General features: G+C 75.0%; 16 protein-coding genes. 8 read left to right on the top strand and 8 right to left on the bottom strand.

All coding sequences use genetic code 11. From position 1 onward, the window contains the following. Window positions 1-163: 163 nt before the first annotated feature. Window positions 164-529, top strand: coding sequence for a histone-like nucleoid-structuring protein Lsr2 (locus tag IEY37_RS12595; RefSeq protein ID WP_188941957.1), 366 nt, complete (start codon window positions 164-166; stop codon window positions 527-529). A gap of 601 nt (window positions 530-1,130) precedes the next feature. Continuing rightward, window positions 1,131-3,674, top strand: coding sequence for an ATP-dependent Clp protease ATP-binding subunit (locus IEY37_RS12590; RefSeq protein ID WP_188941955.1), 2,544 nt, complete (start codon window positions 1,131-1,133; stop codon window positions 3,672-3,674). 160 nt (window positions 3,675-3,834) lie between these two features. Here IEY37_RS12590 and IEY37_RS22135 read toward each other — a convergent pair whose 3' ends face one another. The 3 genes from IEY37_RS22135 to IEY37_RS12580 form a co-directional block, all read right to left on the bottom strand. After that, window positions 3,835-4,728, bottom strand: a complete 894-nt coding sequence (locus tag IEY37_RS22135) for an HhH-GPD family protein (protein ID WP_229674356.1) — start codon at window positions 4,726-4,728, stop codon at window positions 3,835-3,837. Further along, on the bottom strand, window positions 4,728-5,240 hold the full coding sequence (locus IEY37_RS22130; RefSeq protein WP_229674355.1) for a beta-class carbonic anhydrase: 513 nt from the start codon (window positions 5,238-5,240) through the stop codon (window positions 4,728-4,730). The genes IEY37_RS22135 and IEY37_RS22130 overlap by 1 nt, the downstream gene beginning before the upstream one ends. Before the next feature lie 126 nt (window positions 5,241-5,366). Further along, window positions 5,367-6,221, bottom strand: coding sequence for a hypothetical protein (locus tag IEY37_RS12580; RefSeq protein ID WP_188941951.1), 855 nt, complete (start codon window positions 6,219-6,221; stop codon window positions 5,367-5,369). On the opposite strand from IEY37_RS12580, the gene IEY37_RS12575 reads away from it, so the two are divergent. Beyond that, window positions 6,220-6,588: a hypothetical protein gene (locus IEY37_RS12575; protein ID WP_188941949.1), complete on the top strand. Its 369-nt coding sequence runs from the start codon at window positions 6,220-6,222 to the stop codon at window positions 6,586-6,588. The genes IEY37_RS12580 and IEY37_RS12575 overlap by 2 nt on opposite strands. Window positions 6,589-6,609: 21 nt before the next feature. Here the strand turns inward: IEY37_RS12575 and disA are convergent, their stop codons facing one another. The 3 genes from disA to IEY37_RS12560 all read right to left on the bottom strand — a co-directional run bounded on the left by disA (window position 6,610) and on the right by IEY37_RS12560 (window position 10,317). After that, on the bottom strand, window positions 6,610-7,698 hold the full coding sequence (disA, locus tag IEY37_RS12570) for a DNA integrity scanning diadenylate cyclase DisA (protein ID WP_229674354.1): 1,089 nt from the start codon (window positions 7,696-7,698) through the stop codon (window positions 6,610-6,612). A 374-nt stretch (window positions 7,699-8,072) separates the two neighbouring features. After that, window positions 8,073-9,539 (bottom strand): DNA repair protein RadA, encoded by a 1,467-nt coding sequence (gene radA / locus IEY37_RS12565; protein ID WP_188941945.1) that lies wholly within the window; start codon window positions 9,537-9,539, stop codon window positions 8,073-8,075. A gap of 214 nt (window positions 9,540-9,753) precedes the next feature. Then, complete coding sequence (locus IEY37_RS12560; RefSeq protein ID WP_188941943.1) at window positions 9,754-10,317, bottom strand: copper chaperone PCu(A)C domain-containing protein; 564 nt, start codon at window positions 10,315-10,317, stop codon at window positions 9,754-9,756. A gap of 347 nt (window positions 10,318-10,664) precedes the next feature. Here IEY37_RS12560 and IEY37_RS12555 point away from each other — a divergent pair, with 347 nt between their 5' ends. Together IEY37_RS12555 and ispD are read left to right on the top strand one after the other, a co-directional pair. Next, window positions 10,665-11,147 (top strand): CarD family transcriptional regulator, encoded by a 483-nt coding sequence (locus IEY37_RS12555; protein WP_188941941.1) that lies wholly within the window; start codon window positions 10,665-10,667, stop codon window positions 11,145-11,147. Beyond that, window positions 11,144-12,319: a 2-C-methyl-D-erythritol 4-phosphate cytidylyltransferase gene (gene ispD / locus IEY37_RS12550; protein WP_308426382.1), complete on the top strand. Its 1,176-nt coding sequence runs from the start codon at window positions 11,144-11,146 to the stop codon at window positions 12,317-12,319. Before IEY37_RS12555 ends, ispD begins: the two co-directional genes overlap by 4 nt. 45 nt (window positions 12,320-12,364) lie before the next feature. Here the strand turns inward: ispD and IEY37_RS12545 are convergent, their stop codons facing one another. Then, a complete protein-coding gene (locus tag IEY37_RS12545; protein WP_188941939.1) occupies window positions 12,365-13,732 on the bottom strand; it encodes an MFS transporter in 1,368 nt (455 codons plus the stop codon). A 49-nt stretch (window positions 13,733-13,781) separates the two neighbouring features. Between IEY37_RS12545 and proC the strand changes: the two genes are divergently transcribed. Continuing rightward, complete coding sequence (gene proC / locus IEY37_RS12540) at window positions 13,782-14,588, top strand: pyrroline-5-carboxylate reductase (protein WP_188941937.1); 807 nt, start codon at window positions 13,782-13,784, stop codon at window positions 14,586-14,588. 7 nt (window positions 14,589-14,595) lie between these two features. Here proC and IEY37_RS12535 read toward each other — a convergent pair whose 3' ends face one another. Next, a complete protein-coding gene (locus IEY37_RS12535) occupies window positions 14,596-14,991 on the bottom strand; it encodes a DUF952 domain-containing protein (protein ID WP_188941935.1) in 396 nt (131 codons plus the stop codon). Between the two features lie 232 nt (window positions 14,992-15,223). Here IEY37_RS12535 and IEY37_RS12530 point away from each other — a divergent pair, with 232 nt between their 5' ends. Further along, the gene (locus tag IEY37_RS12530) at window positions 15,224-15,448 is read left to right on the top strand and encodes a helix-turn-helix domain-containing protein (protein WP_188941933.1); all 225 of its coding nucleotides are present in this window, start codon (window positions 15,224-15,226) and stop codon (window positions 15,446-15,448) included. A 269-nt stretch (window positions 15,449-15,717) separates the two neighbouring features. After that, complete coding sequence (locus tag IEY37_RS12525) at window positions 15,718-15,819, top strand: 30S ribosomal protein bS22 (protein ID WP_015746237.1); 102 nt, start codon at window positions 15,718-15,720, stop codon at window positions 15,817-15,819. Window positions 15,820-15,852 lie beyond the last annotated feature (33 nt).

The following is a 15,852-nucleotide window of genomic DNA, read 5'->3' as shown; positions in this document are numbered from 1 at the left end:
CGCGGTGCCGGTGCGGTGACCATGCGAGGGCATGGAGCGGCGTTCCGCGCCGCCGGTCCGCGACAATTCGGTGGGCCGTGCGGCGATTCGTTGCTGCGGCGTCCTTTTCTCCACTAGTCTGGACGTGGTAAAGACGGCCGTCCGGCCCACACAGGAGGAACACATGGCGAGCGTGACCACTGTCAGCCTGCTCGACGATCTGGACGGCACCTCCGCCGCCGAGACCGTCGTTTTCGGGCTCGATGGTGCGAGTTATGAGATTGATCTCACCGAAAAGAATGCCCGCAAGCTGCGCGACGCCATGGCCAATTACGTCGCACACGCCCGGCGCGTCGACGGGGGACGCCGGGCGGCCGGTGCCGGACGCACCCGCGCGCGCCAGGCCAAGGCGACGCGGCCCAGCCGCAGCGCGCCGGACCGCGAGCAGACCGCCGCCATCCGCGAGTGGGCACGCGCCAACGGTCACGAGGTGTCCGAGCGCGGGCGGCTCTCCGCCGCGGTGCTGGAGGCGTTCGAAGCCGCGCACTGAGCCCGCGCGCCGGGTCCGCCGCGGCGGACCGCCGGCGCTGCGAGCGGCGGGCGTCCCGACCGGGGCCGCCCTCCCGTGACAGCCGTGTTCCGGGGACCGGACGGGGGAGCCCGTCCGGTCCCTTGCCGTCTCCGGACCCGACCGGGCCACCTCCCGGCCGGCGACCACCGCCGTCGTGCCGGGCCGGATCCCCGGAGCCCGTGATGCCGGTCTCCGTCGCGGGGCGCCGGTCACCGATGCCGTGCCGGACACCCACCCGGTCACCCGGCGGCCTCGACGCCGCCGCCAGGCCCGGTACCGCTCCTGCCGGCCGTGGTCCAGCCGCTCCGCCGGCCCCGCCGGCGTCCGTCCCGGCTCCTGTCCGCCCCCGTCCCGGGCCTGTTCGCCCACGGCGTACCGCCCGCCGTGGTGGAACGGTCCCGGCCGGGGCAGCGTTGAGGGACACGGAGCGGGAAGAGGTGCGCAGGGCCGCTCCGGACGGAAACGCCGGGTCGGACACCCGGCGCGACTAGACTCGGGTGATCCGATTCTCTCGGCGCGACCGTAGGTCGACCAGGGGGGACGGACGTCCCTCCGCAGCGCACGCCCGTAAGGAGTGCACATGTTCGAAAGATTCACCGATAGAGCCCGACGCGTGGTGGTCCTGGCCCAGGAAGAGGCCCGGATGCTCAACCACAACTACATCGGCACCGAGCACATCCTGCTCGGTCTGATCCACGAGGGCGAGGGCGTCGCCGCCAAGGCCCTCGAGTCGATGGGCATCGCGCTGGAGGGTGTGCGCGCCCAGGTGGAGGAGATCATCGGCCAGGGCCAGCAGGCCCCGTCCGGGCACATCCCGTTCACCCCGCGCGCCAAGAAGGTCCTCGAGCTGTCGCTGCGCGAGGCCCTACAGCTGGGCCACAACTACATCGGCACGGAGCACATCCTGCTCGGCCTCATCCGCGAGGGCGAGGGCGTCGCCGCCCAGGTGCTGCAGAAGCTCGGTGCCGACCTGAACCGGGTCCGCCAGCAGGTCCTGCAGCTGCTGTCCGGCTACCAGGGCAAGGAGACGGCGGCCGCCGAGGGCGGCCGGTCCGAGGGCACGCCGTCGACGTCGCTGGTGCTCGACCAGTTCGGTCGCAACCTGACGCAGTCGGCCCGCGAGGGCAAGCTCGACCCGGTCATCGGGCGCGAGAAGGAGATCGAGCGGGTGATGCAGGTGCTCTCCCGCCGCACCAAGAACAACCCGGTGCTGATCGGCGAGCCCGGCGTCGGCAAGACCGCCGTGGTCGAGGGCCTGGCCCAGGCGATCATCCGCGGCGATGTCCCGCAGACCCTCAAGGACAAGCACCTCTACACGCTGGACCTCGGGTCGCTGGTCGCGGGCAGCCGCTACCGCGGTGACTTCGAGGAGCGGCTGAAGAAGGTCCTCAAGGAGATCCGCACCCGCGGCGACATCATCCTGTTCATCGACGAGTTGCACACGCTCGTCGGCGCGGGTGCCGCCGAAGGAGCGATCGACGCCGCGTCGATCCTCAAGCCCATGCTGGCCCGTGGCGAGCTGCAGACCATCGGGGCGACGACGCTCGACGAGTACCGCAAGCACGTCGAGAAGGACGCGGCCCTGGAGCGGCGCTTCCAGCCGATCCAGGTCGGCGAGCCGACGGTGGCGCACACCATCGAGATCCTCAAGGGCCTGCGCGACCGGTACGAGGCGCACCACCGGATCACCATCTCCGACGAGGCGCTGGTGGCTGCGGCGACCCTGGCCGACCGGTACATCAACGACCGGTTCCTGCCGGACAAGGCGATCGACCTGATCGACGAGGCGGGCGCGCGCATGCGCATCCGCCGGATGACCGCGCCGCCGGACCTGCGCGACTTCGACGAGAAGCTCGCCAACGTCCGCCGCGAGAAGGAGTCGGCCATCGACTCCCAGGACTTCGAGAAGGCCGCGTCGCTGCGCGACTCGGAGAAGCAGCTGCTCACCAAGAAGGCCGAGCGCGAGAAGGCCTGGAAGGACGGCGACCTGGACGTGGTGTCCGAGGTCGACGACGAGCAGATCGCCGAGGTGCTGGCGAACTGGACGGGCATCCCGGTCATCAAGCTGACCGAGGAGGAGACCACCCGGCTGCTCAAGATGGAGGACGAGCTCCACAAGCGGATCATCGGCCAGGACCAGGCGGTCAAGGCGGTCTCGCAGGCCATCCGGCGCACCCGGGCCGGCCTCAAGGACCCCAAGCGCCCGTCGGGCTCGTTCATCTTCGCCGGCCCGTCCGGCGTCGGGAAGACCGAGCTGACCAAGGCGCTCGCCGAGTTCCTGTTCGGTGACGAGGACGCCCTCATCCAGGTGGACATGGGCGAGTTCCACGACCGGTACACCGCGTCGCGGCTCTTCGGTGCCCCTCCCGGATACGTCGGTTACGAGGAGGGCGGGCAGCTCACCGAGAAGGTGCGCCGCAAGCCGTTCTCCGTGGTGCTGTTCGACGAGATCGAGAAGGCCCACCCGGACATCTACAACACCTTGTTGCAGGTGCTCGAGGACGGCCGGCTCACCGACGGCCAGGGCCGGACGGTGGACTTCAAGAACACCGTCATCGTGTTCACGTCGAACCTGGGCACCGCGGACATCGCCCGGGCGAACAACATGGGCTTCTCGCAGGCCAACGCCGAGTCCAGCTACGAGCGGATGAAGGCCAAGGTCAACGACGAGCTCAAGCGGCACTTCCGTCCGGAGTTCCTCAACCGCATCGACGACGTGGTGGTGTTCCACCAGCTCACCACCGAGGAGATCCACCGTATGGTCGATCTCATGCTGCAGCGGGTCGAGAAGCAGCTGCGGAACAAGGACATGGCGCTGTCCGTCTCGGACGCCGCCAAGGAGCTGCTCGGCCAGCGCGGCTTCGACCCGATCCTGGGTGCCCGGCCGTTGCGCCGGACGATCCAGCGGGAGATCGAGGACGCGCTCAGCGAGAAGATCCTGTTCGACGAGGTCAAGCCGGGCGAGGTGGTCCTCGTGGACGTCGAGGACGACCCCGACGCCACGACGCCGAACGCCAAGCGGTTCACCTTCCGGGGTGAGCCCAAGCAGTCCCTGGTGAAGGAGCCGGTGGCCGTCGGCGTCACCGCCGAGCCGGCCGGACCGGTCGACTTCAGCAAGGACTGACGCGCGGCAGCGGCACAGCACTACCGACGGCGGGGCCGTCCGGAGACCACTCCGGGCGGCCCCGCCGTCGTGCGTGGGTCGGTGACCGCAGGGCCCGGTCGTCCGTGGGCCCGCGCCCCGAGCGGCCGGGTCAGCCCGGCCGGCGCCGCGGGCCGCCGGTTCAGCGCGGCAGGTCCACCCGGCCGTCGGGGTCCTGCTCGGCCAGCCCGTCGGCGATCAACGCCGCCAGGCAGCGGCGGGCCTGGTCCCGGTCGTCGCCGAGCAGCAGCAGCTCGGCCGCCGCGACGCCGGCGCGCTCGGCACGCAGCGCCGCCACCATCCGGCCGCGGAGCTGGCGGTCCGAGCCGTGCCAGGTCTGCACGGGCCGGCGGGCGGTGCCGGCGGGACGGCCCGCCCGGTACCACCGGCACCGCGCGACCAGCGGGCAGCGGTCGCACGCCGGCGCGGCGGCGGTGCACACCAGCGCGCCGAGTTCCATGACGGCGGCCGAGAACCGCGCGGCGCGGGCCGGTTCGACGGGCAGCAACGCCGCCAGGTCCCGGCGGTCGGCCGCGACGGCGGGCTCGCGGATGCTGTCCACGCCGCGCACGGCGCGGTCCAGGACCCGCCGCACGTTCGTGTCGACCACCGGTTCCCGGGCGCCGAAGGCGAACGCGGCCACGGCGCGCGCGGTGTACTCGCCGACACCCGGCAGCGCGAGCAACTCCGGCACCGTCGACGGGACCCGCCCGCCGTGGTCGCGGGCGATCGCGGTGGCGGCGGCGTGCAGCCGCAACGCCCGGCGCGGGTAGCCCAGCCGGCCCCAGGCGCGCACCGCCTCACCGGCCGGCTCGGCGGCCAGGTCGGCCGGCGTCGGCCACCGCGCCAGCCACTCCTGGTGGACCGGCAGCACCCGGCGCACCGGGGTCTGCTGCAACATGAACTCGCTGACCAGCACGGCCCACGGGCCGGCGGACGGGTGGCGCCACGGCAGGTCCCTTCCGTGCCGCGCGAAGAAGTCCAGCAGCAGCTCCGGATCCAGCACCGGCGTGGGAGCGCCGGCCGCGGCGGGCATCAGTCGACGGTCACCTCTTCGAGCAGGCCGGACCGGACGTCGAAGACGAACGCCCGCACGGTGTCCCGGTGCAGCAGGAACGGCGACGCCCGCACCCGGCGGATCGACTCCCGCGCCGAGTCGTGCGGATCGCGGAAGGCCTGCACCGCCCAGGTGGGGCGGTAGCCGGCGTGCTGCGCCAGCAGGTCGCGGAAGTCGTCCTCGGCCAGCCGGGCCAGGCCGCAGTCGGTGTGGTGGACGATCATCACCTCCTGCGTGCCCAGGGCGTGCTGCGAGATGGCGAGCGACCGGATCATGTCGTCGGTGACGACGCCGCCGGCGTTCCGCAGGATGTGCGCCTCGCCCGGGGCCACCCCGAACGACGCGTGCACGTCCACCCGGCTGTCCATGCACAGCACGACGGCGATCCTCATGCCGGGCGTCGGCCCGAGCCAGTGCGGGTAGGTCTGGGCCGTGGCGCGGTTGCGCCGCAGCAACTCCTCGATGGCCGTACCGGTCGGCTCCTCCGCCATCCTGCTGTCCCTTCTCCTCCCGGACGGGCGGCGACGTCACGCCCGTGGTGACCGGCGGGCTCCGCACCGGGCCGCCGGAAGATGCCGGACCGCGGCGTTGCTCCCGGGCTCCGGCGAGTCGAGACCTTACCGTTGCACCGTGTTGCACCCCGTGGGTCCCCATTCGTCCCGGGTGTACTGGGCCAGGCGGGTCTCGGTGATCGTCCTCGCGGTGCTGGCCCTGGTCGGCCTGGTGTTCGTGGTCCTGCGGCACAGCGCCGGTGGCGGGTCCGCCCCGTCGGCCGCGTCGTCGACCACCAGCAGCAGCACCGGCGTGCCGGCGCTGACCGGCGTCCTCGCCGCCTCCAGCCCGGCACCGACCAGCCCGGCGGTCGCGGGTGCCTCCGGCGGCAGTGCCGGCGGGACGGCGGCCACCACGGCCTCCGCAACCGGCACGACGTCCTCGACCCCGGTCCCATCGCCGACGTCGGCGACGCCGTCGATGTCGGCGACGCCGACCACCCCGTCCTCCGCGTCCCCCGCCGGCTCGACGCCGGCCACCCGGCCCTCCGCGGGATCGGCGGCGGCCACCGCGACGCCGGGGCGCCCCACGCGGACCTCCGGCCCGGCACCGTCGGTGGTGACCGGCGCCGGCACCGTCGGCGGCGCACCGGGCGCCTTCGACTCGGCGCCCGGCCGCCCGGCGCCGGCCCCCACGGCGGCGACGGCGGCGACCACGGCGGCCCGGCCGTCGTCGGCCCCGGCGCGGACCGGTAGTGCCGCCGCGCCGACCGGCCCGTCCCGAACCCCGGCCGCGGCGACCACCGGGCCGCGCGCGACCCCAGCCGCGCCGGGGACGGCGGCGCGGACCACCGCGACCGCCCCGCGCCCCACCCGTCCGGCACCCGGCAGTGCCGTGAAGCCGTCGCGTACCACGGTCGCCGCGCCGCCGGCCCCGACCACGGACGCGCAGGGCCGGCTGCTGTGCACCGACGCGGTCATGAGCCTGAAGGCGTCGACCGGGGCCCCGAGCTTCCGCGCCGGCACGCAGCCGGTGCTGGGCGTCTCGGTCGGCACCACCGGCCCGACGGCGTGCGTGCGGGACCTGTCCGGCCCGCTGCAGGTCTTCACGGTCTACACGGCCGGCGGCAGCCGGGTGTGGTCGACCGCCGACTGCTTCCCCGGGACCGGCACGGACGTCCGCTACCTGCAGCCGGGAGAGCGGCTGCAGTACAACATCCGCTGGTCCGGCACCACGTCGCAGCCGCACTGCGCCGGCGACCGGCTCACCGTGCCGCCCGGGACCTACGTGCTGCAGGTGACGATCGGCTCGCTCAAGGCCGCGCCGGCCACCTTCACCCTCAGCTGACCCGGACGGGACTGCGCGCGCCTACAGCGGCAGGTTCATCCGGTCGCTGATCGACGACTCGGCGATCCGGGACAGCCCTTCACGCAGCACCCGGGCACGGCTCTCACCGATCCCGTCGACCTCCTGCAGCTCGGCCGCGGTGGCGCCGAGGAGGGTCTGCACGGTGCCGAAGTGGACGATCAACCGGTCGAGGACGGCGGGTGGCACCCGCGGGATGCGGGCCAGCAGCCGGTAGCCGCGCGGCCCGACGGGCAGGTCCAGCACGTCGGCCGGGCCGTGGTAGCCGAGCACCCGGGCCACGACGAGCGGGTCGAGCACCTCGGGCTCGTCCAGCCGCCGCAGACCCTCGACCACCTCGGCCGGATCCCGGTCCGCCTGGTCGGCGGGCAGATAGTCGCGGATCAGCAGCTCGCGCAGCTCGTCCGTGCCGCCGACCAGCTCGTCCAGCTGCAGGCCGAGGAGCCGGCCGTCGGTGCCCAGCTCGATGACGCTGCCGTGCAGCTCGTCGGCGATGCGGCGAACCAGCAGCAGCCGCTGGAGCACGGTGATCGCGTCCCGGAGGGTCGCCTGGTCCTCGATCTCCAGGGACGACAGCGTGCGGGCGACGTCGTCCAGCCGCGACTTGTACCGCTGCAGGGTGCCGAGGGCCTGGTTCCCCCGGGCGAGGATCGTCGGCGGGTCCACCACGACGTGCCGGACCCCGCCCCAGTACAGGCTGATGATCGACATCGAGTGGCTGACGGCGATGACCGGGACGCCGGTCTGGATGCCGACCCGCTCGGCGGTGCGGTGCCGGGTCCCAGACTCCACGGTCGGGATCGACGAGTCCGGCATCAACTGCACGTTGGCCCGCACGATGTGCTCGGCGTCGTCGCTGAGCACGACGGCGCCGTCCATCTTGGACAGCTCCCGGAGCCGGGTCGGCGAGAACTCGACGTCCAGCCGGAAGCCGCCGTCGCAGAGCGCCGACACGGCCGGGCTGTGACCGAGGACGATCAGCGCCCCGGTCCGGCCGCGCAGGATGCGCTCCAGCCCCTCGCGCAGCGGGGTGCCCGGCGCGATCCGGGCCAGCACGGCCCGGTGGGCCGCGACGTCCCGCCGATCGTCCACCGCCTGCACCCCCGCTCCGGACGTTCCTGCACACCGACGACGGCCCATCCTCCCCGACGGCGGCGCCCACCGGCACGTGCCGTCGGGCACAGGCGTCCGCCGGTGACGCCAGACAGCCGGCTGCTGGCGGCACACTGCCGGCTGCTGGCGGCACACGGCCGGCTGCTGGCGGCACACCGCCGGCGGGTGGTGGCACACGACCCGCCCCCGACGGCCGCCGCGACGCCGCCGTCGCTGCGCCCGGACCGGCAGCCGAACGCCCGGCCCCTGGTCCGCCACCCCCGCCCGAGGGACCGGTCCGTCCGGGCCGGCGGTGCCGGGCACGAGCGCGGCCGGACCACCCGCCGGCGCGCTGGTGCGCCGGCGGACCCGCGTCACTGCGCGGCGCGCCGCGCCCGGCGGTCCAGCCAGGCGGCCGCCTCCGGTCCGAGCATGCAGCGGAGCGCACCGTCCAGGTCGGCGACCTGGTCCACCCGCATCCCGGCGGGCCGCTCCACCGCCGGACCGGCCGGCACCATGGCGTGGTCGAAGCCCAACCGGGCCGCCTCCGCCAGCCGGCGCTGCACCCCGGTCACCGGCCGCAGCTCCCCGGACAGCCCGATCTCGCCGAGCGCCACCAGGCCCGGCGGCAGCGCCGTGTCCCGGTCCGACGACCACACGGCCAGGGCCAGCGGCAGGTCCGCCGACGGCTCGGTGAGCCGCATGCCGCCGACGGTGGCGGCAAGCACCTCCTTGCCGGCCAGGGCCAGCCCGGCCCACCGGCCGAGCACCGCCAGCACCATCGCACTCCGCGCCCCGTCGAGGCCGGACAGCGTGCGCCGCGCGCCCTCCCCGGCGGCCGCGCCGACCAGCGCCTGCACCTCCACCGGCAACGCCCGCCGGCCCTGCAGCGTGACGGTGGCGCACGTCCCCGGCAGCCCGGTGCGCCGCCCGGACAGGAACACCTCCGACGGGTCCGCCAGCCCGACCAGCCCGTCCGCCTCCATCCGGAAGCAGCCCACCTCGTCGGCCGGCCCGAACCGGTTCTTGACGCCGCGGATCATCCGCAGCGTCGACGAGCGGTCGCCCTCGAAGTGCAGGACGACGTCGACCAGGTGCTCCAGGACCCGGGGACCGGCGATGGCGCCGTCCTTGGTGACGTGGCCGACCAGCACGCACGCCATGCCGCGCTCCTTGGCGACCGCCGAGAGCGCCGCCGCCACGGCGCGGACCTGGGTGACGCCGCCGGTGCCGCCGTCCACCTCCGCGGCCGCGACGGTCTGCACGGAGTCGAGCACCAGCAGGCCGGGATCCACCTGCTCGACGTGCGACAGCACGGCCGACAGCTCGGTCTCCGCGGCCAGGTAGAGCTGGGGCTGGAGCGCACCGAGCCGGTCGGCGCGCAGGCGCACCTGGGCCGCGGACTCCTCCCCGGTGACGATCAGCGCCGGGGTGCCCTGGGTCGCGGCCCAGGCCGCCGCGGCGGACAGCAGCAGCGTGGACTTGCCGACACCGGGTTCGCCGGCGAGCAGGACGACGCTGCCCGGGACCAGGCCGCCGCCCAGCACCCGGTCGAACTCGGCCAGCCCGCTCGGCCGGGACCGCACCGTGTCGGCGCCGACCTCGGCGATGGGTCGCGCGCCGCCGGTCACCGGGCCGGGGGTGACCCTGCGCAGCAACGCCGGCCCGCCGCCGGACTCGGTGAGCGATCCCCACGCCTGGCACTGCGGGCACCGGCCGGCCCACTTGGGGACCGTGGCGCCGCACTCGGTGCACCGGAAGGCGGCCCGCGGCGGCCGCGAGCCGGCCGAGCGGCCGGCTGTGGAACGACTCGACGAGGACGGGGGCAGCGTCGTGGACATGGCTCGAACACTAGATCGAACCTCCGACAGTGCCCCTGCGCCGCGCGGACCTGCGGGCCGGCCGGCAGAGCCGGGCGCGACGGACGGGCTGTCCCACCGGCCGCGGCCGGCGACGCGGTCGACAGCCGAGGCGCACGCAGCCCATCCGGGCGGGGCGGCAGCGGGACGGCGCCGCGCGGTCAGCTCCGGCCGGAGGGCGCCGACCGGGCGGAGGTCACTCCTGGGAGGAGTGCGGGTCCCAGATCGCCGTCGGCTCCGGCGGCTGGATGTCGGCCGTGGGACGCTCGCCGGACCGCTCCGCCGGGATGGCGATCGGCACGAACAGCGTCACCTGGCCGGCGTTCTGGAAGGTGAAGGTGACCGGCACGGACTTGCCGTACAGGATCGGGGCGGTCAGACCCTTGAGCGACAGCTTGACCGGGGTGTCGGAGCCCACCTGCACCAGGGACTGGCCGGGGATGACCGCCTGGCCGGTGATGGCGCCGGACCCGGCCACCGTCGAGCTGATCGCGGTGAGCGTGTCGCTCTGCAGCCCGCTGTTGGACAGCACGAGCTGCAGCGGCGCGTCCTGCCCGGCGGCGTACCCGCCGGGCCCGGTCTGGGAGAACTCGACGTTGAGCACCGACAGGTTGCCCGCGTTCGCGTTGCCGCCGTCGACGGCCGCGGCCTCCATGGCGGTCTGCGAGATCTGCCCGGCGGCGCACCCGGACAGCACCAGCCCGGCGGCGACGACGCACGCCGCCAGCGTGGCCCCGCGCGGGCGGACGGTACGGCTCACGTCGGCACCCTTTCGGTCGCAGCAGCGGCCGCCGCACCGGCGGCCAGGAGATCAGCGTAGACGGGGGACAGGGCGCTCGGCACTCCGGGCGGGGCGCCGGGGTGTCGGGTGGCGCCGGGCTGGGGAGCGGCGCGACGGCCCGGATCCGCGGCCGGGGCGCCGCTCACCGTGCGTCACCGGCAGGACCGTGGCGGGGTGCGCGGCGACCCGTATGCACGTCCGCACGGTGGTTGTCAAGGCGTCCGGCCGGGCCGCCGGTCGGCGGCCATGCCCCTGACCTGCGACGACAGGCGCGGACCGGTCGCCGGACGTGTTAACATGGGTGTATCGAAAGGGGCACCGAACACATGGTTTTCAATGTCGGCGAGACTGTCGTGTACCCGCACCACGGAGCGGCTCTGATCCAGGCCACCGAGACCCGAGTCATCAAAGGTGTCGAGAAGCTCTATCTGGTCCTCAAGGTCGCCCAGGGCGATCTGACGGTCAAGGTCCCTGCGGAGAACGCGGAGATCGTGGGCGTCCGCGACGTCGTCGACCAGACCGGCCTGAACCGCGTGTTCGACGTGCTGCGCGCCCCGCACACCGAGGAGCCGACCAACTGGTCGCGCCGCTACAAGGCCAACCTCGAGAAGCTGGCCTCCGGTGACGTGAACAAGGTGGCCGAGGTCGTCCGCGACCTCTGGCGGCGCGATCGCGAGCGCGGGCTGTCCGCCGGCGAGAAGCGGATGCTGGCCAAGGCCCGGCAGATCCTGGTGTCCGAGCTCGCGCTCGCCGAGGGCACCAACGAGGACAAGGCCGAGACGATCCTCGACGAGGTGCTCGCCTCCTGACCGCGCTGCACGCCGGCCCGCCGGGCGGGTCGGTCGTCGCGCTGGTACCGGCCGCCGGGCTCGGTGAACGGCTGGGGCAGGGGATGCCCAAGGCGTTCGTCGAGGTCGGTGGCGTGCCACTGCTCGTGCACGCCGTCGAGCGGCTGCGGGACTCCGGCGTGGACCGGGTGGTCGTCGCCGTCGGCGCGGACCGCCGCGCGGAGGCCGTCCGGCTGCTCGGGGACCGGGCCGTCGTGGTCGAGGGTGGTGCGGACCGCACCGCCTCGGTGGCCGCCGCGCTGGCCGCCGTGGCCGACGACAAGCCGGACGTCCTGCTGGTGCACGACGCCGCGCGGGCCTTCGTCCCGGTGTCCGTCGTCCGGTCCGTGGTGGCCGCCGTGCGGGACGGTCGCCCCGCGGTGGTGCCGGTGCTGGGCGTCGTGGACACCGTGCGCACCGTCACCCCTTCCGGCGCCGTCGGGCCGGCCGTCGACCGCGGTGCGCTCCGCATCGTGCAGACCCCCCAGGGTTTCCGGCCGGACGTGCTGCGTCGCGCCCACCGGCAGGCCCGGCAGGACGGCGCCACGGCCACCGACGACGCCGGCCTGGTGGAACGGCTCGGCGTCCCGCTGGCCGTCGTCCCGGGGGACCGCGCGGCGCTGAAGATCACCACGCCGGACGACCTGGCCGAGGCCGGCCGGCTGGCCGCGGTGCCGGCCGCCGGGCTGCCGCGGGTCGGCATCGGCAGCGACGCGCACCGGATCGAATCCGGAGTGCCCTGCCACCTGGCCGGTCTGCTGTTCGACGGGGTCGACGGCTGCGCCGGCCACTCCGACGGCGACGTCGCCGCCCATGCGCTGTGCGACGCGCTGCTGTCCGCCGCGGGGCTGGGCGACCTCGGTGCGGTGTTCGGCACCGACGACCCGCGCTGGGCCGGTGCCTCCGGGACGGCGCTGCTCGGCGAGGTGGTGCGCCGGGTCGCCGACGCCGGCTACCGGGTGGGCAACGCCGCTGTCCAGGTGGTGGCCAACGGGCCCAAGCTGGCCGCGCGCCGCGACGAGGCGGAGGCGGTGCTGTCCGCGGCCGTCGGCGCGCCGGTGTCCGTCGGCGGGACGACGACCGACGGCTTGGGTGCCACCGGCCGCGGCGAGGGCCGGTCGGCCACCGCCACCGCGCTGCTGCTGCCCCGCTGAGCCGGGCGCGCGGCGGCCGCCGGCGCGGAGACGGGGCGTCGGGGGTCAGCCGGCGGCGACGCCGGGCCGCTCCACCACCGCGCGCGGCAGCTCGTCCTCGATCTGCCGCGGGCGCGAGGCCCACAGGCCGAACACCAGGTGCACGACCAGCAGGCCGCACAGCGCGAGCAGCGACACCGTCCAGCCGCCGACCAGGTCGTGCAGCAGGCCGAACAGGAACGGGCCGACCGAGGCGAGCAGGTAGCCCAGCGACTGGGTGAACGCGGACAGTGCGACGGTGCCCGCCGCCGTCCGGGCGCGCAAGGCGACCAGGGTGAGCGCCACCGGGAACGCTCCGGACCCGAACCCGACCGCGGTGCACCACAGCCACGTCAGCCGCGCCGGCGCGAACAGCAGGCCGAGGTAACCCGCCAGGTAGCAGCCGGCCAGCACGCTGACCACCGCGGCGACCGGCAGGCGCGCCAGCAGGACCGGCGCGATGGCCGCGACGACGACACCGACCAGGGCCAGCAGCGAGACGTACAGCGCCGCCACCGTGTCGGACATGCCGGCGTCGGTGAGGATGGCCGGCAGCCAGCCGAACAGGACGTACGCCTGCAGGGCCTGGGTGCCGAAGTAGCCGGCCATCACCCAGGCGAGCGGGGCGCGCAGCAGGTCGCGGATGCCCAGCCGCCGCGGCTGCGCGGCCACCGGCGCCGTCCCGCCGGTCCGGGGCCCGACGACCAGCGGCACCCAGAAGGCCAGCGCCACCGCGGACGTCACCGCCCACATGCCGATGCCCAGCCGCCAGTCGCCGTGCCACGCGTGCTCCAGCGGCAGCGTCACGCCGGCGGCGACGGCGCTGCCGGCCGACATCGCGGTGGTGTAGACGCCGGTCATGGCGGTGACGTGCTGCGGGAAGTGCAGCCGCACCAGGCCGGGCAGCAGCACGTTGGCGACCGCGACGCCGGCCAGCGCCAGGGCGGAGCCGCCGAACAGCGCGGCCGTGCCGGGCACCGCCGCCCGCACCAGCTGACCGGCGGTCAGCGCGACCAGGGCCAGCACCACCGTCCGGTGCGTCCCGACGCGAGCGGCGATGGCGGCGGCGACCGCCCCCATCACCGCGAAGGCGAACGTGGGCAGCGCCAGCAGCACGCCGCCGGCCGACCCGGTCAGCCCGGTGGCCGCCCGCAGCTCCGGAACCACGGCGCCCATCCCGTTGACCGCCGGGCGTAGGGTCAGCGACAACAGCACGACCGCCGTCACCACCAGCCACCGGCCGCCGCGGGAGGGCCTGCGACCGGCACCGGGACCGGCGGCCGCGCGACCGCCGCCGGGGACGGCCGGGTGCGCGCCGCCGCGGCGGGTGGCGGTGGTGTCGTCGGCCACGGCGATGCCCTCGCCCGACGGTCCGGGCGGGGGTGCGCTGGTCACTCCGACGAGGGTAGGCGCCGGCGACCGGCCGCCATGACACGCTGTGGCCATGACGACCATCGCCGTCCTGGGTGCCGGCAAGATCGGCGAGGCCCTGCTGTCCGGGCTGCTGTCCGCCGGCCGCCGGCCGGAGGACCTGCTGTTCACCGAGCGCTACGCGCAGCGGGCCGCGGAGCTGACCGAGCGGTACGGCGTCCGCGCCGTGGACACGGCCACCGCGGCGACCGACGCGGACGTGCTGGTGGTCGCGGTCAAACCGCAGGACATCGAGGTGCTGCTGGACACGCTGGCCACCGCGGTGACGCCCGGCACCCTCGTGGTCTCGCTCGCCGCCGGGCTGCCGACCGCGCTGTACGAGCGGCGGCTGCCGGCCGGGACGCCGGTGGTGCGGGTGATGCCCAACACGCCGATGCTGGTCGGCGAGGCGATGAGCGCCATCTCGGCCGGTACCCACGCCGGTCCCGAGCACCTGGCCGTCGTCGAGGACCTGCTGTCCGCGGTGGGCAAGGTGGTCCGGGTCCCGGAACGGCAGCAGGACGCCGTCACCGCGCTGTCCGGGTCCGGTCCGGCCTACTTCTTCTTCCTGGTCGAGGCGATGATCGACGCCGGGATCCTGCTCGGCCTGCCGCGGGACGTCGCCACCCAGCTGATCATCCAGTCGGCGGTCGGCGCCGCGGTGATGCTGCGCGACTCCGGCGAGCACCCGGTCGCGTTGCGGGAGGCCGTCACGTCGCCGGGCGGCACCACCATCGCGGCCGTCCGGGAGCTGGAGAACCACCGGGTGCGGGCCGCCCTGCTGTCGGCGATCGAGGCGGCGGCGCTGCGGTCGGCGGAGCTGGGCCGGGCCCACGACTGAGGCCGGGCTACTCGGGCGGCGCCCCGGCGACGTCCAGCCCGGCCACGTCGGGGACCACGGCGCGGCCGTCCGGAGCCCTGGTCACCGGCAGCGCCGCCACCACGGCCGGCACCGGCAGGGGCCCGTACACGTGCGGGAAGCGCTCGCCGGCGGGTCCGACCGGGTCCCAGCGGACCGGCGACCCGGCCGCGGCGCAGAGGTCCACGTCCACCACCAGCACGACGTGGCGGCCCAGGTCCGCGTCGGCGTAGTACCGCTCGAGGACGCCGGCCAGCTGCGCCGTGGTGCAGGCGTGCAGGAAGCCGGCGTCGTCCAGGGACTGCCCGCGGGTGGAGGTGCGGTACCCGCCGCCGGCGACCGCACGGTCCCAGTCGGCCCGCTCGGCCAGGTGCAGGATCCGCATGCCGCCACTATGGGCCACCGGGCGGCGCCGCGACCCTCCGGTCGACGGGGCCGTTGGAGTGGCGGCCGCACGGCCGAGGGACGGCCGCCGGGGCTGCGCAGGCAGGATCGGACCCAGGGCAACTGTCGCTTTGGTCCCACCAGTACCGCTAGAGTGCACGCAGCACGAGCGCGAACAGTGCCCGCCGGTGGGGAAGCCGACGGCGCGATGCGTGCCGGAAGACGGTGCCCTCATGGCGTCACAGACCAACGAACCGGGGAGTCGGGACTCACCCCTGTCCGAGATGAAGTTCCTGACCGTGGCCGAGGTGGCCGCGGTCATGCGGGTGTCCAGGATGACGGTGTACCGGCTGGTGCACTCCGGCGAGCTGCCGGCGCACCGCTTCGGCCGGTCGTTCCGGGTCCCGGAACGGGCCGTGCACGACTACCTGCGCAGCGCGTACAACGACGTCGGCTGACCTGTCGGCGCGGCGGCGACCGGAGTCCCCAGGGCCTCCGGTGTCCCCGGCCGCCCGCGGCTGCCCGGGACGGGCGGCCCTCGGCTGACGGTAGGATCGAACGGCCGCCGCCCCTCCACGTCCGTGGACCGGCCGGGTGACGGTGTCGATGTCCAGCGTCGACTTCCAGTGTCGAGATCACACCGGTGCGCGGCGGACGTCCGCCGCGCCATCGGTCGGGTCCGGCCGGCGCCTGCGCCGGCATCCCCACGAGCGAGCGAGGTACGGGCATGGGTTCGGTCATCAAGAAGCGGCGCAAGCGGATGGCGAAGAAGAAGCACCGCAAGCTGCTGCGCAAGACCCGGGTGGCCCGTCGCAAGGCCGGCAAGTAGCCCTCCCCGCGGGGCGGTGGCAGAGTCGGGAGG

Source organism: Nakamurella endophytica, assembly GCF_014646215.1.
GTDB classification, from domain to species: domain Bacteria; phylum Actinomycetota; class Actinomycetes; order Mycobacteriales; family Nakamurellaceae; genus Nakamurella; species Nakamurella endophytica.
The sequence above is the reverse complement of the archived record's forward strand: the minus strand, read 5'-3'. Positions and strand labels throughout refer to the sequence as shown.